This is a genomic window from Elongatibacter sediminis (assembly GCF_037892215.1).
Lineage (GTDB): Bacteria > Pseudomonadota > Gammaproteobacteria > Xanthomonadales > SZUA-36 > Elongatibacter > Elongatibacter sediminis.
The window spans coordinates 85,423-103,170 of record NZ_JAZHOG010000003.1 but is presented as its reverse complement, the minus strand read 5'-3'; the positions used below and the strand labels follow the sequence as shown (position 1 = coordinate 103,170).

At 56.4% G+C, this 17,748-nt stretch carries 10 protein-coding genes; 1 reads left to right on the top strand and 9 read right to left on the bottom strand.

Translation table 11 applies throughout. The features are described from left to right. The first annotated feature begins 47 nt into the window (after positions 1–47). Entirely contained in the window at positions 48–1,214 is a 1,167-nt protein-coding gene (locus V3330_RS05200; RefSeq protein ID WP_354694331.1) for an MFS transporter, read from the top strand. A gap of 298 nt (positions 1,215–1,512) precedes the next feature. Here V3330_RS05200 and V3330_RS05195 read toward each other — a convergent pair whose 3' ends face one another. From V3330_RS05195 to V3330_RS05155, 9 genes are all read right to left on the bottom strand, one after another. Then, positions 1,513–3,825, bottom strand: coding sequence for a TonB-dependent receptor (locus V3330_RS05195; protein WP_354694330.1), 2,313 nt, complete (start codon positions 3,823–3,825; stop codon positions 1,513–1,515). Positions 3,826–4,539: 714 nt separating this feature from the next. Then, a complete protein-coding gene (locus V3330_RS05190) occupies positions 4,540–5,871 on the bottom strand; it encodes an amidohydrolase family protein (protein ID WP_354694329.1) in 1,332 nt (443 codons plus the stop codon). Positions 5,872–5,988: 117 nt separating this feature from the next. Beyond that, a complete protein-coding gene (locus V3330_RS05185) occupies positions 5,989–7,698 on the bottom strand; it encodes an amidohydrolase (RefSeq protein ID WP_354694328.1) in 1,710 nt (569 codons plus the stop codon). Next, entirely contained in the window at positions 7,695–8,105 is a 411-nt protein-coding gene (locus tag V3330_RS05180) for a hypothetical protein (RefSeq protein WP_354694327.1), read from the bottom strand. Before V3330_RS05180 ends, V3330_RS05185 begins: the two co-directional genes overlap by 4 nt. Before the next feature lie 91 nt (positions 8,106–8,196). Then, positions 8,197–9,504: an amidohydrolase family protein gene (locus tag V3330_RS05175; RefSeq protein ID WP_354694326.1), complete on the bottom strand. Its 1,308-nt coding sequence runs from the start codon at positions 9,502–9,504 to the stop codon at positions 8,197–8,199. 144 nt (positions 9,505–9,648) lie between these two features. Then, positions 9,649–11,847, bottom strand: a complete 2,199-nt coding sequence (locus tag V3330_RS05170) for a TonB-dependent receptor (RefSeq protein ID WP_354694626.1) — start codon at positions 11,845–11,847, stop codon at positions 9,649–9,651. Positions 11,848–12,175: 328 nt separating this feature from the next. Beyond that, positions 12,176–13,780: an amidohydrolase gene (locus V3330_RS05165; RefSeq protein WP_354694325.1), complete on the bottom strand. Its 1,605-nt coding sequence runs from the start codon at positions 13,778–13,780 to the stop codon at positions 12,176–12,178. 88 nt (positions 13,781–13,868) lie between these two features. After that, on the bottom strand, positions 13,869–15,494 hold the full coding sequence (locus V3330_RS05160; RefSeq protein WP_354694324.1) for an amidohydrolase: 1,626 nt from the start codon (positions 15,492–15,494) through the stop codon (positions 13,869–13,871). Positions 15,495–15,567: 73 nt separating this feature from the next. Beyond that, a complete protein-coding gene (locus tag V3330_RS05155; RefSeq protein ID WP_354694323.1) occupies positions 15,568–17,718 on the bottom strand; it encodes a TonB-dependent receptor in 2,151 nt (716 codons plus the stop codon). Between the last annotated feature and the right edge of the window lie 30 nt (positions 17,719–17,748).

Below are 17,748 nucleotides of genomic sequence, written 5' to 3'. Positions count from 1 at the left end.
CACGAATTAACGCGACAACCCACCGCCCGGCCATGGAGTAGCGTTCTTTGATCGATATCGAAACCCGTCCCAATGCCAGTGATTCTCCCGATACCGTATCGGCGGTAGCCAGCCTCATCGCCGTCGGCGTTTTGGGCGTCGCGTCATTCCTGGTCCTGCCGTCGATCATTCTCGCGGTCCAGAAGACCTTCAGCTTCAGTGAGGCCCAGCTGGGTCAAGTGGCGACGGCGCAGCTGATCGGGCTGGCCCTTGGTTCGGTCGCGGTCGTCTGGCTGACGAAGCGTCTGCACTGGCGCGCAGTCGCACGCTGGGGCCTGCTCGTTCTGCTGGGTGCTGATGTGGTGAGCACCCTTGTCAGCGGATTTCCGGAATTCCTCGGCGCGCGATTCGCCTCTGGCTTCGCTGGCGGCATCTGCGTTTCGCTTGCCTCCTACGGGCTGGGCCAGACCGCCCGCAAGGATCGGAACTTCAGTCTCTTTCTGGGCAGCCAAGTCGCATTTGCCATCGCCGCGAATTCGGGATTCCCCGCCATCGTCGAGCGGTTGGGTGTGCTGGGTGTATTCGGCGCCCTGGTTGTGCTGGAAACCGTCGTCCTGCTGGCACTGACATCCCGTGTGCCGGCCCGGCGCTGGATCGCGCAGGCCGAAGGTGCCGGCAATACGCGCTGGAACTGGCTGGCCAGCAGTTTCGTTCTGCTGGGCATAGTTCTTTTCATGACTGCCATCGGCGCCTTCTGGACCTACGTCGCTCCAATTAGCATGGAAGCCGGCTACTCGGCGCAGCAGACCGGAACCGCCATCAGCATTGGGCTGATGAGCGCGCTCGCCGGCTCGTGGGCCGCATCCTTTCTTCAGGACCGAATGGGCCGGCTGCTGCCGATCGCCGCAGCCACCGTGCTGCAAACAGCCGCCCTGGTCATCCTGTTCGTCAATGCCGGCTACGTCGGTTTCGTCGCCGGCGCGGTGCTGTTCTGTTTCGGCTGGTACTTTTGCCTGCCGTATCAATTCGCGTTGCTGGCGTCCGTCGACCAGGACGGCAAGCCGATGATGCTGCTGAATGCCTTCGCCGGCCTGGGGTCGGCAATCGGCCCGGCCATTGCCGCGGTGCTGGTCCAGACGGGCTTCACCGGTGTGTACGTGCTGTGTTTTACCTGCCTGCTGCTGTCCCACTTCAGCCACGGCAGCGTGATAATAATGCAGTGGAAGCGGGCTTAACCCACCCAGCTACAATGGGTGGGCTTTTGATGTGCCTCTGTGATCTGCGCAGGTTCGGCACATCTCGAATCCGGACCATCCTTGAACAATGGCTGCACACGCATTGATCAGCCTGCATCACCAGTTCAAGCGCTCCGTGGGCCTTGAGCCTGCCGACTGACTCCCAACCTACGTTCGCCGAGAGAGGGCTTGATATGACGACAGCCTCACATCATGCCATGCTCCACACATACAGAAACACGGGCAGCGTTCATATCCAACCCTACCAACCGCCCTCACGCTAAACCGCTCCCCACGCCTAAAAACGCTTTGATACATTAATCCCTATAGTTCTTGGCCGTACTGTGACGAACGCAAGTTCGCGGTTATCGCCCCCAAATGCGTCCACCCTCGCAAGCTCATCGGTCAGGTTTTTCGCAAACAGGTTGACACGCCAACCACTATCAACCTGGATAAGGCTGAAGTTCGCATTTAGGATTGTAAAGCTATCAAGCTTGGTATTCCTGGCAATGTCGTTATTAAACTCCGTTTGGGTTGCCCCACGGTAAATTGCGTCAAACCGCACCTGCCCAGTCCAACTCCCCCACATTGGCTGATCATATTGAACTGACATGTTTCCTTGGAAATCAGGCACGTTTGGAATCGTGTCGCCCTTCCTGCCTCTTGGAATGTTTTCGCCGAGATCCGGCGTGTCTTCCGTCAACTCCGCATCCTGATAGGACCATGCAGCGGATATTCTCAATCGATCCGCCAACAGCACCGTTGACTCAAACTCCACACCATTCACTTTCGCCTCCCCAAAGTTTCCGATGAAGTTGAAAACACCAACCGCATCTGTCCCTTCAAGTTGTATGTCATTCCACTGCATGTGGTAGGCGGTAACATTTACGTCCAACTTATCGTCCAGCAGCCGACTTTTGACTCCGACTTCATAATTCACCAATTCGTCCGGACCGAAACCCTCAGGGATAGAAAATTCCTCAAATGGCAATCCCGCGGGGTTCACACCACCTCTGCGCGAACCCGTCGAGCGAGTTGCAAATAATCGTAAATTGTCGGCCGGACTCCAGGACATGGTAACCTTCCAGGTCAAATCTTCTGCCGTGGATTCGATGCTGTCTACAGCGAAAGGAATGACATCAGTAAAGAAGAAGGGATGCGTTACCGCTTCGTCCATATCGAAATCTGATTTAAACCAACGCCCTCCAAGAAGCAATTCAAAATTATCGTTAATGCTGTATGTGGCTTCGCCAAAGACCGCAAGCTCCTGGACGTCTCTGTTTCTGTAACTCCCGTAGACTGTATTGCCTCCAGAGCCCACATCGTCCTCAGTGCCCGGGGTAAAGGGGAAAACCACGCCATCTTCATCGACATTCATTGTTTGGATCTTCCAGTCGGTATCATCCCTGTTATGAAACGCACCTACGACAAATTGAATCGGACTGTCGTCAAGCTGGGATGCGAAACGGATTTCAGTGGACCATACGTCACGGTCGATGGGCAGCGTGGCTTGAAACGGTTCGGGGAAGAAGTTGGCGAAGAAAGGATTTGACGCCGTAACATCCGTTTGATCGTGTCGAAACACAAAGCTGCGCGAGAAATAGTTTGTCGTACCCGTAAAAACACCAAACTGGTTCTCGTAGTCAACAGTAAGGCTGCTTATATTAAGTTTGTCGTCCCATTTATCCTGGGTAAACGTTGTGTTTTCCAGGTAACCCGCCTCGACCGGCGGGAACCCAATCACTGTCAAGTCGCTGGAGGTACCTTCCATGAATCGGGATGCGCCTCCAGTTTCCAGGTTTTGATATGTATGAGACGCGGTCAAGGTCCAATCATCATTGGGAGTCCACCGCAAATGGACACGCGCGCCCTCAGTATCCTCCGAGTTTATATCCTTAAGCGGACCGGATTCGATACGAATGGCATCAATATACCCGCCCATCCTGTGGACCCAGCCAACAGCTCGCAAAGCAAGTTTATTTTCAACAATAGGGATATTGATCATCCCATTCATGTCGAAACTATCCTCCCCATGTCTTGTTGTAGAACCTTGCCCCTCCAGGTAACCTTCGAATTCATTCATTTTCGGCTTGTTGGTGATGAAGCGTATCGTACCGGACATTGAGTTCGCGCCATAAAGCGTGCCCTGGGGTCCTTTTAAGACTTCGACACGCTGCATATCATGCATCTGTATCGGGGCATTCTGTCCACCACCATTTTCAAAGTTTGACCCCGTGATGACAGCTTCATCGTAGTACACGCCAACCGTCGAATCTCCTGCAGAATTTATTCCTCGAATAACGTACTCACGATCGCCAGGCCCATTTTGGTCCTGAATTTGAAGACTGGGAACAGCAATAGCCAGATCTCTAAAATCCGTTACAAGACGGTCTTCAAGCTCTTGTTCGCCAAAAGCCTGAATGTTGATAGACGTATCGAGCAAGCGGACATCTCCTCGTTTTTGAGCAGAGACAACAATTTCCTCAATTGCGCGGTACTGATCTGGTGCCTGTGCAAACACCGTTCCAACAGTGAAAGAAACAACCAAAGAGAAAAGAACTTTGCCGCGATAGCGGCTCAAAGAGAAAAGCAAAAAACGTTGAGTGCTCACAACCACTTCTCCGCTAACAAAAATGTTGGTAATCGATACTTGAAGCTTAAGTCGTACCGTATTAGCCAAGAGGCTGAAACACCAATTGTTTAGTTGAATTTACCTCTATTTCTGTAGGTGATATTCGGTTTGAGCCCAGCTCACTCCCGCTCTCACATATATCAAGTTTCCACTACCAGACGCAGCAAGTGTTTATATCGAAAACGCGGTACTCGAATGAGTTCACGTCAGAAGCAGTCCAGCCAGACATTGAGAGAAGAAACAGAGTGAAGGATGCCGGGGAGAGACCTCGCGCAATACGGCTTGGCTGAATTCCGTGCGACGCCGAATTGAAAAAGTCCGCGACATTCTAAAAAGTTGTCCGTCGGGTGCCGCGCGATAAGCGGACGGTATTCCATGCCGGATTTCGTAAGCTAAGAAGTGAACATGGCGTGCAAGCCTTGCGTGACATTGGCAATCCAGACTTTCAGGTTGGTTAAACCCGCAGTGGTAACGGTAACGACATGAAACAGTCATTTGCCGTCAAGGCGCCAGGTCAGGCATGGGTTTCGGATACCACAAACATCTGTATCTACGAACGACATCTGCCCCAGCAATCTGAGTTAACCGGGTGCTCGTGGCCAGAAATAGGGAACCAGCGCAGTCAGAGCACATTGGCGTATAGCCTGCCATCGAACAACCTCGCCCGACGAGCGACATCGTGCAGGGTGGCCGCTATTGAGGATTTTCCACCAATCGGTGCACGACCTTCCCACCTTGAATAACCCAGCTTGGCGCCACAACGCTAGCAAGGCTTTCGAGCGGGTCTTGATCGACAATTATTAAGTCAGCCTTTTTTCCGCCTTCAATACTTCCCAGTTCATCTCCAATCCCCATTGCCTCTGCGGAATTCAATGTCGCCGCCTGGATAACTTCCATCGGGGAGAGATTGCCCAGTGTCAGATTCTGGAGTTCTGATGCGTAAAGATCCGCAATGGTCAACATATGAATTGCGTTCGAGTCAGTCCCCACCGCGAGACTAATGCCAGCGCGATGGATGGTCTTGAGCTGTTCGATTACGGAATCACGACTGTATTGGAGCTTTCTCAGCATCCAATCGCGCTCATAGTTGCTGAACGAATTCAGTTCATTGAAATGATACGTAATCGTAGGAATAACCTGAATATCCCGGGACTTCATCTTTTTCAGCAGTTTACTTAACGCATCGCCACTGCCGCTCGGGTAAAGATGTTCAACACTGTCCACCCCCGAGGCCACCGCCCTTCGGGCCGTGTCTTGGACAAGATCTTGGGGACCACCCACATGAGCCGTCACAGGCAGTTTCCAGAAATGGGCCTCATCAACGATAGTCGCTATTTCTTCTTCGGTGAACGGTGGCAACACCTTGATCAGGTCGGCGCCCATTTTCACCGCCTGTCGCACAGCCTGCCTCATTTTCCAGGGACCGTCGGCTTCAACGGCGTACATGGGGGGCTCATTTGGCTGAAACTCGGCCGCGTGCCCCCCGGTCACGGTTATACCGGGACCAGATACGTAAAGTCTTGCGCCGCCCATCAAGCCCATTCGCTGCGCACGCTTTACGGAGTATCCGACATTGTGCCGGGAAGCCACATCCCGCACTGTTGTTACACCAATGGCCTGGTAGCGCTCGAGGAAACGCTCCGTCCTGATGGCGTTGACCACATCATCTTCCGCGTGGAATCCGGATGGAAGATAAAACGTCACATGCGCGTGTAAATCGAACAGGCCAGGCAATATCCACTTGTTTTCCGCATCGATGCGAACCACATCTTCCGGAACTTCAGTTGCGGACACCGACTGAAACCGGCCATTCGCGATGAGAATTCCCTCGTTGGGCCTCGGCTCGGCTCCAGTGCCGTCGATCAGTGATCCGCCGACCAGATATAGCGATGACGGTTCATGAGGCTGAACAAAAGTCTTCGCATCCGCGTCATACAGAAACGTTCTATCGACATCTGCCGCGATAGCCGCTCCTTGAAGAATAAAACCGACAAACAGCCAAAAGCACCTCATAATGTTAACCATCCTCGACTCGTTATCGCCTAAGCAATTCTTCCAGTTCAATCGGGTCGCAAACTTTATTGAGCCGCAACGACGCCCGACCATTGAGGTAAGGCGCAAAGAAACAGTCGCGACCGGCCACTATTCCTGCGCCTGGTAGACGACGCGCCCTTCGAATACTGTCCGCAGGACCCTGGTGTCAGCGATGTCGGCTGGCGTGACCTCAAACAGGTTCCGGTCCAGGACGATCATATCCGCGATCTTGCCGGGCGCTATGCTGCCAATCTCATCCTGCCGCCCAATGGATATGGCTCCGTTTATCGTCACGGTCTTGATGGCTTCCGGCAAACTCAGGGATTCTTCGCCATGATCAAGTAACCCGGACAGCGCCGGGAAAAGGTTGGGTTCGGGCAGAACTACCCAATCGGTTCCCACCGTCACCAATGCTCCAGTGGCACTTAAGGTTCGGAAGGCCCATGCGTCCGCCAGATTGCGTGTGAGTGGACCCTTGATTTGCCAGATCGCCGGTGACATTTCCGCAACAGCGCCCAGTTGCACCAGTCTCGGAATATCGATGGCCGAATATCGAAGGCTGTGTGAAATGTCATGAAACAGACCGGAATCACCGTTTGCCGCTCTCGCCGCCGCAATCGCATTCAATGCGACATGCGTGGCCCCCGTCCCCACGGCGTGCATCTTCACTTTTATGCCCATGCGGTCAAATCGCGCTACCGCTTGGCCCAGGGCGTTCGGGCTGTCGTACAGGCGTTCGTATGGAATTTCACCATCCGGGCTCATTTGCACATCAGTAGCGTGCGGCTGGAGTGGCGACCCATCCACATAGAGTTTTACAAAGTCCGTATCAAGATGCCTGGACTGGTATAGACTCCGATTCCGGACCAGTCGATCCATGTCTTCAAGCGACATCGCGCTGCTTCCAGGGTGATTGATCACGATATGCGTAGCGGTGTGCAGCGGCCATTTTTCCAGCTCATCCAGAACCTGGATCTCGCGCAGGATCTCTTCATTTGAGGCCGCATCCTGGGTCGAAGTAATGCCCCATTCGTTACACATCTGAGCTGTTTTGAGCACAGCTCCGCGAACGGTTTCCGGCGGCAGAGGGGGCACTGCCTTCAGGGCCAGAAATGTCGCCTTGGAAAGAAGTTCACCGGTCGGTTCTCCGGCTTCGTCGCGCAATATCCTGCCCCGATCTGGATCCGGCGTGTTCCGGTCGATGCCAGCAAGTTCAAGAGCACGGGAGTTAACCAGCGCGTGATGGTAGGACCACTCGCGCAGATAAATTGGCGTGTCGGGAAACGCCTCATCGAGGTAGCGTCGATGCGCTTTCCCGCCAGGAAACCGGTCACCATTATAGACATCAGCCACAATCCACTCACCGCGAGTTTTACCTTCCTTCTGACAGACCCGCAGCGCCTGAATAATCTGCCCGACATCGCTTTCTGGCGATACAGTGCAGTTGATGGAACGCATCTGTCCTTTGAGAAGATGCTGATGGGCATCGTGCAATCCTGGAAGTACCATTCGCCCGTCCAGGTCGACGATATCGGTTTCCGGGCCAACATATACTTCGGCGCCATCAGCCTCGCCGACGTAGAGGAACCGGCCATCCTTGATCACTACGGCCTCTGCCCAGGGGTTCCCCGCATCGACCGTATATATCTGACCGTTTCGATAAACTGTGTCAGCTGTGATATCAGTGGCATGCGCAACGCCCACACCTGCGAGGCAGCAGAGAATGCTCGCGGTCTTAGACAAAAGGATTCCCGCCAATCGTCTGCGTACTCGTCCTGCTCGCGGCTGATCATGAATGATGATGTGAGTCGGAATCATGGATTGGTCTCCCAAGGCGATATGTCGGTCAGAAGCATGCGGGAGATGATTTTTCTCCCGGTCTTCTCCACCACGTTCTGAACCAGACTCCGCCACTCTTCATCCTGCTCCAGAGCCACCAAAGCTTCCGCCATGGCCTCAAGATTCGGGAATTCAACCAGCACGTACACAAGTCCGGCTTCCTCGCCTGCGAAGTCAGCCCGCAGCACACGAGTCTTGAGTTCAGGGGCAACCTGATTTTGACGCGCGATAACGCGCTCGACCATCTCGACATAAAGAGCCGGATTCCCGTGAACATCGATCCGCTGTACTTGAATTACCGGCTGCCCTTCGGAGGCCTGAGCCGGACTGGACAAGGCTGCAAACGCAATCAGCGTAACCACAACCGAAACAATAAACTTGTTCATACGGGCACCTCTTTTTTCAATGGTGTTCGTTACAAGCAAGATGCGAGCATGCCGTCGGAAGAGCACCACCGGCCAGCAACGCTGCTTGCCATCATCGTTTTTCGTGAACGATCTTTCCGTCCTGAATGACCAGGGCAGGCACGACGAGCGCTTCCAGACCGAGTAGCGGATTGTTCTCGACCAAAATCATGTCGGCCATCTTTCCTTCGGTAACACTACCGAGCTCATCGCTGATCCCCATCGCCTCTGCGGCATTGAGTGACGCTGCCATGATGACTTCCATGGCGGAAAGTCCCCCGGACATCAAGCCGTTCAGTTCCTCAAGATACAGGTCGCCAATTACGCGCATGTGCACGGCGTTCGAATCCGTACCCACGGCAATCTTGATTCCCTGTTCATGTGCCCGTTGCAACAGGCTCAGAACAGATTCGGGAGTGTAGTTGATATTTTCCTTCATCCAGGCTCGCCTGACGTCATCCATCCGGCCGAGCTGTCTCATGTGGTGACCGACGGTGGGGGTCAGGTAGATGTTTCTGTCACTGATCTCCTCCAGCAACTCTTCAACTGCGTCTTCCGGTCCCAGCGAATAGAGGTGCTCGATTCCGTCAAAGCCTGCCGACACCGCCCTTCGGGGTGTGGCCGACATGAGATCCTGGTCTCCACCAACATGAGCAGTTACCCGCAGTTTCCAATAGCCCGCCTCGCTTACAACCGCGGCAATTTCATCTTCCGTATAGGGTGGCAGGACTTTGATGAAGTCTGCGCCGTCGCGAACCGCCGCGCGGACACTTTTCCGCATCATGGTGGCACCATCCGCTTCAATGGCGTAAGCGGCTGGCTCGTTGGGCCTCAACTCTGTCGGATGACCGCCGGTTACAGTGATGCCCGGCCCCGAAACGTAGAGCCGCGCACCGCCAATGAAGCCCATTCGCTGTGATCGTTTCAGGGAATAGCCAATGCGATGCTTCGAGGCGACGTCGCGAACCGTTGTCACGCCAATGGACTGGTAGGACTCAAGGTAGCGTTCAGCACGCGTGGCATTCAATATATCGTCTTCAGCGTGCGCTCCGCTGGGCCAGTGAAAGGTGATGTGCGCATGCATGTCGAACATGCCCGGCAGGATCCACATGCCGGTCGCGTCAATGACCCGAGCATCACCCGGCACATCCGATGCGCGAACTGACTCGATGCGCCCATGTCGGAGCAGTAGTCCCACGTTGGATCGTGCGGGACTGCCCGTCCCATCGATGAGGGTGCCGCCGGAGAGGTAAATTGGGTCCGGCGGCGCCGGCGCCACAAAAACTTCAGCCTCTGAGTCATAGACGAAGGTGCGGTCCGGATCGAAGGCCTGCAGATCACACCACAACAAGCATAGAGAAAAGAGAAGAAGTATTCTCATGTTGACACCTCTTTTGGGGTCACTCGGCTTGCGCCCGATACAGCCATCACGGTTGAACCCCCTGCAGACCCACAGGCTCAAAGGCGTCCCCAGCTCACTCGGTCGGGCAGCTACCCGAGGGCGGCTGCCGCGACCGAATTTGCATCAGTACCGGTAGTTGACGCTGACACCCACACTTCTGGGTTCTCCGTAGGTATTGGCGTTGGGAAACACCCGCAGGTCGACATAGCGCGCCTCGGCGATGTAGGCCTTGTCGAACAGGTTCCGTGCCCAAAAGGCGGCGTCCCACTTTCCGTCCTTGGTTGTGAACCCAATCTGGAGGTCCGCCAGCCAGTAGCCCGATTCACTGTTGACTGGATTATTCTGGATCTCGAAGAACACCTTCGATTGGTAGGTCGCTGTCGCCTGAACGTAGGCATCGAACCTTTCGGAGAAATCAGGGAAGTAGTACTTGCCGATCGCGCTAATCATCCGGTCCGGCGCGTTCGCGAGTTGCTTGCCGGTATTGTCCTGCCCACCCTCTAGGGCGTCGAACTCGACAATCTCTCCATTCATCCAGTTGATGCCCGCACCGAGTTCCAGATTCTCAGTCGGCCGCCACATCACATCAGCCTCGAAACCTTTCACCTCGGCATCGCCCGCATTTGTGAGAACCACGACGGGAATTTCCAGTTGAACGAGGCTGTAGGCCTGGAAGTCGCGCCAATCGTAATAGTAAGCGGCAGCATTGAACATCAGGCTGTTATCCAACAGCATCGACTTGAATCCGATTTCGTAGGCGAATAGCTCCTCGGGGTCGTACGGCCCGACCTGAAACCTGTTGAACGAGATATTTCCCTTGAATCCACCACTTTTGAACCCCCGGGACGCCGTGGCGTAGAGCATTACATCGTCGTTCGGGTGATAGGTCAGCCCGATGTTCCCGGACACATCGTCATCGTCAATCGTCGTGTCATCTACCACGTAAACAAAGGGTCCGTCAGTCGGGTTCAGTACGCTGGTTCCGTACGGATTCAGATCCTCAGAAACGGTCTGCCTCCGCTTCTCTTCGGTGGTCAGCCGGATACCGCCGGTCAGCGACCACCGCTCGGCAAATGGCCACTCGACATTCGCGAACAGGGCATACGAGGTCGTTTCCTGATCGTTGCTGACCCGCACGACCGAACCGTAGAGGTCGTCCACAGCTTGAGTGTTGACGGCCCGAATCTGATCATCAGAGAAGAAGAATCCAACCAACCAGTCGAAGCCCCAACTATCATCAGACACCAGGCGCAGTTCCTGCTGTAACACGTCGATCTCCTCACGACGGATCGTCTCGAACTGCGTCGTGGGGGCAGCGTCCGTGTCGTCCACGAGATCCTGAGTGAACTCGTCATAACCGGTTACAGAAACCAGCGTCGCCCTGGGGAGATCCCAGTTGAGCACCAGGCTTCCCCCATGGCTTTGATTCGATACCTCGTCACCAAAGCGGTTATTGATGTCGGACGCATACGGGTCATCGTCATTGTCGGCGTATCCCGTAGTGTCCACACAATTGCCATTTTCATCACCACGCAAACCGGCAAGAACCGCGGGACACGGTGTTTCCCCGGTAACCGGATCGGTAAAGCCCACATGCTCACGGAGGGCGGCGTCGGACTCGTCCCGGCCGGCATGCAGGTTCAGCTGTGCATTGAATGACTCCGTCGGATTCCAATCCAGGATGACTCGGGCGGCGAGGCGGCTTTGGTTGCCTACTTTCTCGTCCGTCAGCCGGTTGTACTGGTATCCGGAATCGCGTTGGCGGGTCAACCCGGCCACGCGCACATTGAGCGTGTCGGTGATCGCACCACCCCCGGCGGCCTCAAGCTCAATGGTCTCCCAGGAACCGTAGTCCAGACGCGCGCGAAAGTCCTTTTCCGCGGTGGGCTTGCGGCTCACGAACTTGATCGCACCGCCTGTCGTGTTGCGACCGTACAGCGTACCCTGTGGTCCCTTGAGGATCTCGATGCGTTCGATATCGTAGACCTGCGAATTCATCATGGGGATGAATGGAATGAAGACATCATCCACGTACACGCCAACCGAGGGGTTGTTGATGCTGCTGTAGTCGTTGAGCCCGACCCCGCGCATTGTGAAAATGGGGCTTTCCAGGCCAACGGAGTACTTTGCATTCAGTCCGGGAGTCAACTTCGCCAGGTCGGTGGAGCGCTTGATGCCCAGCGCCGCGGCCTGATCACCGGTGAACGTTGTGATGCTGGTGGCTATCTCCTGCGTGGACTCGACACGCTTTCGCGCGGTCACGACCACCTCTTCCAGAACGGCGGCCGATACGGGTGCTGCTACCAGCACCCCGACGAACATGGCCAATCCCACTCCACCCCTGATGTTGCCCTTACAATTGCACGACTTCACTCTGGTCTCTCCCGGTTCATACACGTTTGAACACGCACGACTCTGCCCTTGTGATCCCGGTTGCGGTCTCACACCTCACAGGCACTATTAAAGAACTCGGTATAGCTAAGAACCTAGCGACTGCCCAGTCAAATCACCAGATTTGATAGTGGAATATCATCTTCAAACGCTGCGTCCGTGACGCCTGATCGAGGAGTGCAAAACTCAAGCGCTGGACAGGGTGATCAGCGATCTTCCCAAAAGGGTGAGGGAAGGCGGTTGACGGTATCTCCGTACGTCAATGCCGGTCAAAGACAACCTTGCCTTCGAACATCGTCATGAGGACGGTCGTCTCGCTGATCTCCTCCGGCTCGATGGCGAACAGGTTCCGGTCCAGCACGATGAGGTTGGCCAGCTTTCCGGGCACGAGCGACCCAAGGTCTTCATGACGATCGACCGCAATGGCGCCGTTAAGCGTCATCAAGCGGATGGCGGACTGCAGATCCAGGGACTCATCGCCGAACATAAGCAAGCCTTCCAGTGCTTCGAAAAGCTCGGGCGTCCGCGTCACAGGCCAGTCGGTACCGATGGTGAGCATGACGCCCTTGTTTGACAGGGTGCGAAACTCCCACGGGTCCTCGGGCGGGTCTCCGAACGGCTCGTGGAGCTGCCATTGTGTGGGAGACATGTCGCCGATGACATTGAGTTCACGCATCCGGTCCATGTCCTGCCCAGAAACCAGGGCCGTGTGTCCCAGTTCGTGCCTGACCCGTGATCCGGGATTCTTTTGCTTTGCCAGCTCAAACGCATCCAGGGCGACGTGCGCGGCACCCTTGCCCGCGACATGAACCTTCACTTTCATGCCCAAGGCGTCGAACTTCGGAACATACTCGTTCATCAGATCAGGAGATACCAGGATGTACTCCCATTCCGGCTCCCCGGTCTCCGGATCCAGGTCGGCCTGGGTGAAATACGGGCCGGTGGGCGTACCATCCATCCAAACCTTGACGTTATTCGGATTGACATGCGTCGACTCATACATTCCTCGGTTCTCGATCAGTGCAAGTTGCCCGGCCAGATCATCGCCCCTGCCCCAGACCAAATGCGAAGTCACATCCAGAGTGAGCTCACTCGCCATTTCGAGCTTCTGCAAGGCAACGAGCAGGTCTTTGGTCGTTCCGGCTTCCTGTATTGATGTAATGCCATACTGATGACACACCCTGATAGCCTCGCGAACTGCTTTCAGGTTCCTCTCGGGAGTGGGAGGCGGAATGATGTTACGGACCAGGGCCGTGGCTTTTTCGACCAGTTCACCCGTTGGTAGCCCGTCCTCATCCCGAGTGATGGTACCGCCGGCGGGCGCCACGGTGTCGACTGTTACACCTGCGATTTCGAGCGCCCGGGAGTTGGCCAGCCCATTGTGCCCCGTTCGCTCCGTGAGCCAAACGGGGCGATCGGGAAACAGCTCATCCAGGTACTTTCGGTGAGGTGCACCATCCGGGAACTGCTCCGAAAAGAAGCCGCGCCCCACCAGCCACTCCCCCTCTTCGAGGCGGGACTCGCAGTCACGGAGCACATCCTTGAGAACGTCGATGAATCGTTCCCCTTCGATTCCAATGGGCAGCAGGCAGCCGAGACTGATGTGACCGCCCTGCATCAGATGCTGATGCGCATCGTGTATGCCCGGCATGACCATCCGTCCGTCGAGATCGATGATCCGGGTCGATTCATCCAGGTAGGCCTGTGCCTCACGCTCTGCCCCGACAAACACGATGCGTTGGTCTTTGACCGCAAGCGCTTCGGCCCAAAGCTGGGTGTCATTCACGGTGTAGATGGCTCCGTTCACGAACATGACGTCCGCCAACTCGGCACGAACGCCGACCGAAAACGCCAGAAGCAGCAATCCGAATCTCAGTCTCATGGGTGTTCTCCTGTATTCGCCCATCGACCTCGCCTGCCTGTCGATGGGTCTCTTGTGTGGGCGGGGTGAACTACTGCGATTCGTAAACGACCGTCCCCTCGAACAAGGTCATCAGCACGCGGGTTTCGCTGATCTCCGTGAGGTCGATGGCGAACAGGTTCTGATCGAGAATGATCACGTTGGCCAGCTTCCCGGCCTCCAGGGATCCCATGTCATCCTCCCGACCGATCGCGACCGCGCCGTTCCAGGTCATGCTCCGAATCGCGGACAGGAGGTCCAGCGACTGGTCGTCGAATAACAGCATGCCTTCGAGTGCCTCGAAGAAGTCCGGCGTTCGAGTAACCGGCCAGTCCGTACCCATGGTCAAGAGAACCCCCTCGTTGGCGAGGCTTCGGAACTCCCACGGATCCTCCGGTGGGTTGCCGAAGGGCTCGCGGAGTTGCCACTGGGTGGGCGATACCTCACCGATCACGTTCAGTGTGCGCATGCGATCCATGTCAGACGCCGTCACGAGCGCAGTGTGCGCGAGTTCGTGCCGCACTGTTGATTCGGGATTCAGTGTCCGTGCCCGCTCGATGGCGTCGAGAGCCACATGGGCCGCCCCCTTGCCAGCGACATGCATCTTCACTTTCATACCCAAGGCATCGACGCGCGGAACGAACTCGTTCAGCTTCTCCGGGGGTACGAGAACGTACTTCCACTCCGGCTCTCCGGTCTCCGGGTCCAGGTCTGCCTGGGTGAAGTACGGCCCCGTCGGGGTGCCGTCCAGGGTGATCTTGATGTTGTTCGGGTCGACATGCTCCGACTGGTATTTCGAACGCTGCTCGATCAAAGCTTCCTGCACTTCCTCGGGCTCGTTCTTGCGTCCCCAGACCAAGTGCGCGGTGACGTTCAGGTGCAATTCACCACGGTCCTCGAGATACTTGAGCGCGACAAGGACATCTTCGGTGGTCATCGCTTCCTGGATAGACGTGATCCCGTGACGGTGACAGATCTCGATGCCCTTGCGCAGTGCACGAATATATTTGCTCGGCGTCGGCGGCGGAATGGCGTTCTGCACCAAGGCGGTCGCCTTCTCGACCAGTTCGCCGGTCACCTGTCCGTTGGCGTTCCGTGTGATCACGCCACCTTCCGGCGCCGCTGTAGATTCGTCCACACCGGCCAATTCCAAGGCCTTCGAGTTGGCCAGGCCATTGTGATGCGTTCGCTCGATGAGATAAACGGGATAGTCGGGAAAGACCTCATCGAGGTATTTCCGGTGGGGTACGCCATCCGGGAACTGCTCGGCGAAGAAACCCCGAGCCACCAGCCACTCGCCATCCTCCAGTGAAGCACGGCATTCCCGGAGTTTTTCCTGAAGAGCCGTGACGAACGCATCGCCCCTGGGACCGAGTGGCACCGGGCACCCGATGCCCGCCATGCCGCCGTACATCAGGTGCTGGTGGGCGTCGTGAATCCCGGGCATGGCCATCCGGCCCTGCAGATTGATGACCCGCGTGTCCGGACCGATGTACGACTGAACATCCGCGTCCGCACCGACAAAGACGATTCTCCCGTCCTCGATCGCCAACGCTTCGGCCCAGGGTTGGACATCATTGACGGTGTAGACTTCGCCGTGCATCAGGACCGTATCCGCTGGCTCGGCGAGTACGCCGGATGCCACCAGAATGGTAAAAAAACCAATTTGCAATCTCATCTTTGAGCTCCTCGATCCGTCCCTTAACGCCACTTCATGACAAACCCGGGACTCACTACCGGTACCTCTGGCATCAGAACGGATAGCTCAGCCGCATCCCGTAGGTGCGTGGTCTGACACGAGAATCGAATTGTGGAAAGCCGGTATCGAGAATGGCCACGATTCCGTCTTCGTCGAACAGATTGTCCACATACAACGTTAAGGAGAAGCTGTCCGAGGGCGGAGTCAGCCCGAGCTCGATACCCGATGTCATTATCGAGTCGGAGTGAAATATTTCACCGCTCGCACTTCGCTTGTTCAGTGCATCGGAATAATTCGCGTCAGCGGAGAACCAGCCACCGTATCCGCTGGCGCCATAAGCAAACTGATAGTCGAGACCTACGCTCCAGGTCCACTCAGCGGATTCGTCCAGCCGGCTGTCTTCCTCGAAGAACGTGATTCCCGCGCCATCCTGAATATCGTCATCGAAGGTCAGATCGTTCCAGCCGATTCCACCGCGCAGGGTTAGGCTGTCCGTCGCCGCGAAGTCGATGCTCAAATCCACACCCGGACCGCTCGCGTCGCCCGCGTTCGTCGCGGCCGTGAACGGCACGTTTTGGTCACCCTGTGCCAGCAGGGTCAGAGGCTGTATAACGTCCGCCCAGTCCAGGTAGTACAGCGCGACTTCGTAGCCCACACGACCCTCGGCGGTAGTACCCTTGAGCCCGATTTCATAATTGGTCAACACATCCGGCTTCACATTGGCGAGGTCGGGAGAAAGCTCCCGTGCTGTGGCGCCCTGAATGAAGCCGCTACGGAAACCCGTTCCATAGGACAAGTAACCGGTCATGTCGTCATTCGGGAACCAGGTCAGGACCACTCGTGACGTCACTTTGTCGAACGTCTCGGACTGGTCGGTCGAGTGGTCTGGCGGTCCGCCGTTGGTGACAACCGCAGTGAGTTCCTGATCGTCTTCGAAGTAGCGCAATCCGGCCGTCAGTTCGAATGCGCCATCCATGAACGCGTGCGTCAATTCGCCGAAGAACGCAAATTGCTCCGACTCGATCTGGCTGAAGTTGTGCCCCAGCACGCCAGTGACACCGCCCACACCCTCGCTGTCACGATAGAAGCCGCCGAACGACCAGTTCCACGGCCCATCGTTATTCGAATTCACGCGCACTTCCTGGGTGAATTGCTCGCTGTCGTTCTGCTGCGTCAGGAAATTGAACACACCACCCCCGCCTGACAAGTCGAAGTCCAGCGGCAGCCCGGGGACAATCTGTACCGTGCCGGTATTGGAGTAATCCAGCCACGAACTTGAGCTGAAGATGCTGTATCTGTCTGCATCGAACTGAAGCCTCAGGCCATACAGGTCGTACTCAGTGTCGACGGTCTGGTCCACATCGTTGGGGGTCGTCCGATCATCCAGACCGGCATCCACACTGTCGCGGTCATTGCGCGAAAACTGTGCCGTGAAATCGAAGCGCAAGCGGTCAGTCGCGATATAACCGACTTTCACGCGAGCCGACTTGATCTCGGAGTTGTTGACATCGTCATCCACTGGCGAATCGATCCAGCCGCTGTTGTCCTGGTAGCCCGCTACCGCTCGCACCGCCAGTTTTCCCGGCACCAGGGGCATGTTGAAAGCCACGTCTCCCCGATAGTTCTGCCCACCGTCCTCCGTGGTGGACAGATCCGCGCGACCCTTGAACTCGAACTCGTCCAGGTTGGCGTCGCGGGTCAACACCCGTACCACACCGCCCAGCGAAGCGGCGCCATACAAAGTGCCTTGCGGTCCCTTCAACACCTCGACCCGCTCCAGGTCGAATGCATTGACGTCCGCAGTCGTAGATTGCCGAACGAAGTTGAACGGCAGGTCATCAACATAGTAGGCGGTGGTAGAGCCGCCGGTATTGATCAGGGAAGAAGAAGCCACGCCGCGAATCGTTACACGTGTACCACCCCGTTGACTGGTGTCGTAAGCGGTGACGCCCGCCATCCCTGCAATCGCATCGTTCACACCTTCGAACGAGCTCGAATCCAGCTTCTCTCCACTCATCACGAGAATGGATACCGGCACATCCTGCAGGATCTGCGCGCCCCGTTTCTGCGCGGTCACCACCACCTCTTCCAGCGCGGACCGCGTCTCACCGCCGACACTGGACCCGGCTTGCGCAATTGCATCACCGCCGGCCGAGATCAATCCCAGCGCGCCTACGGCACTTATGGTCAGAATTTTGTTCACGATTCCATTCCTTGATATGTCCGGTTCAGT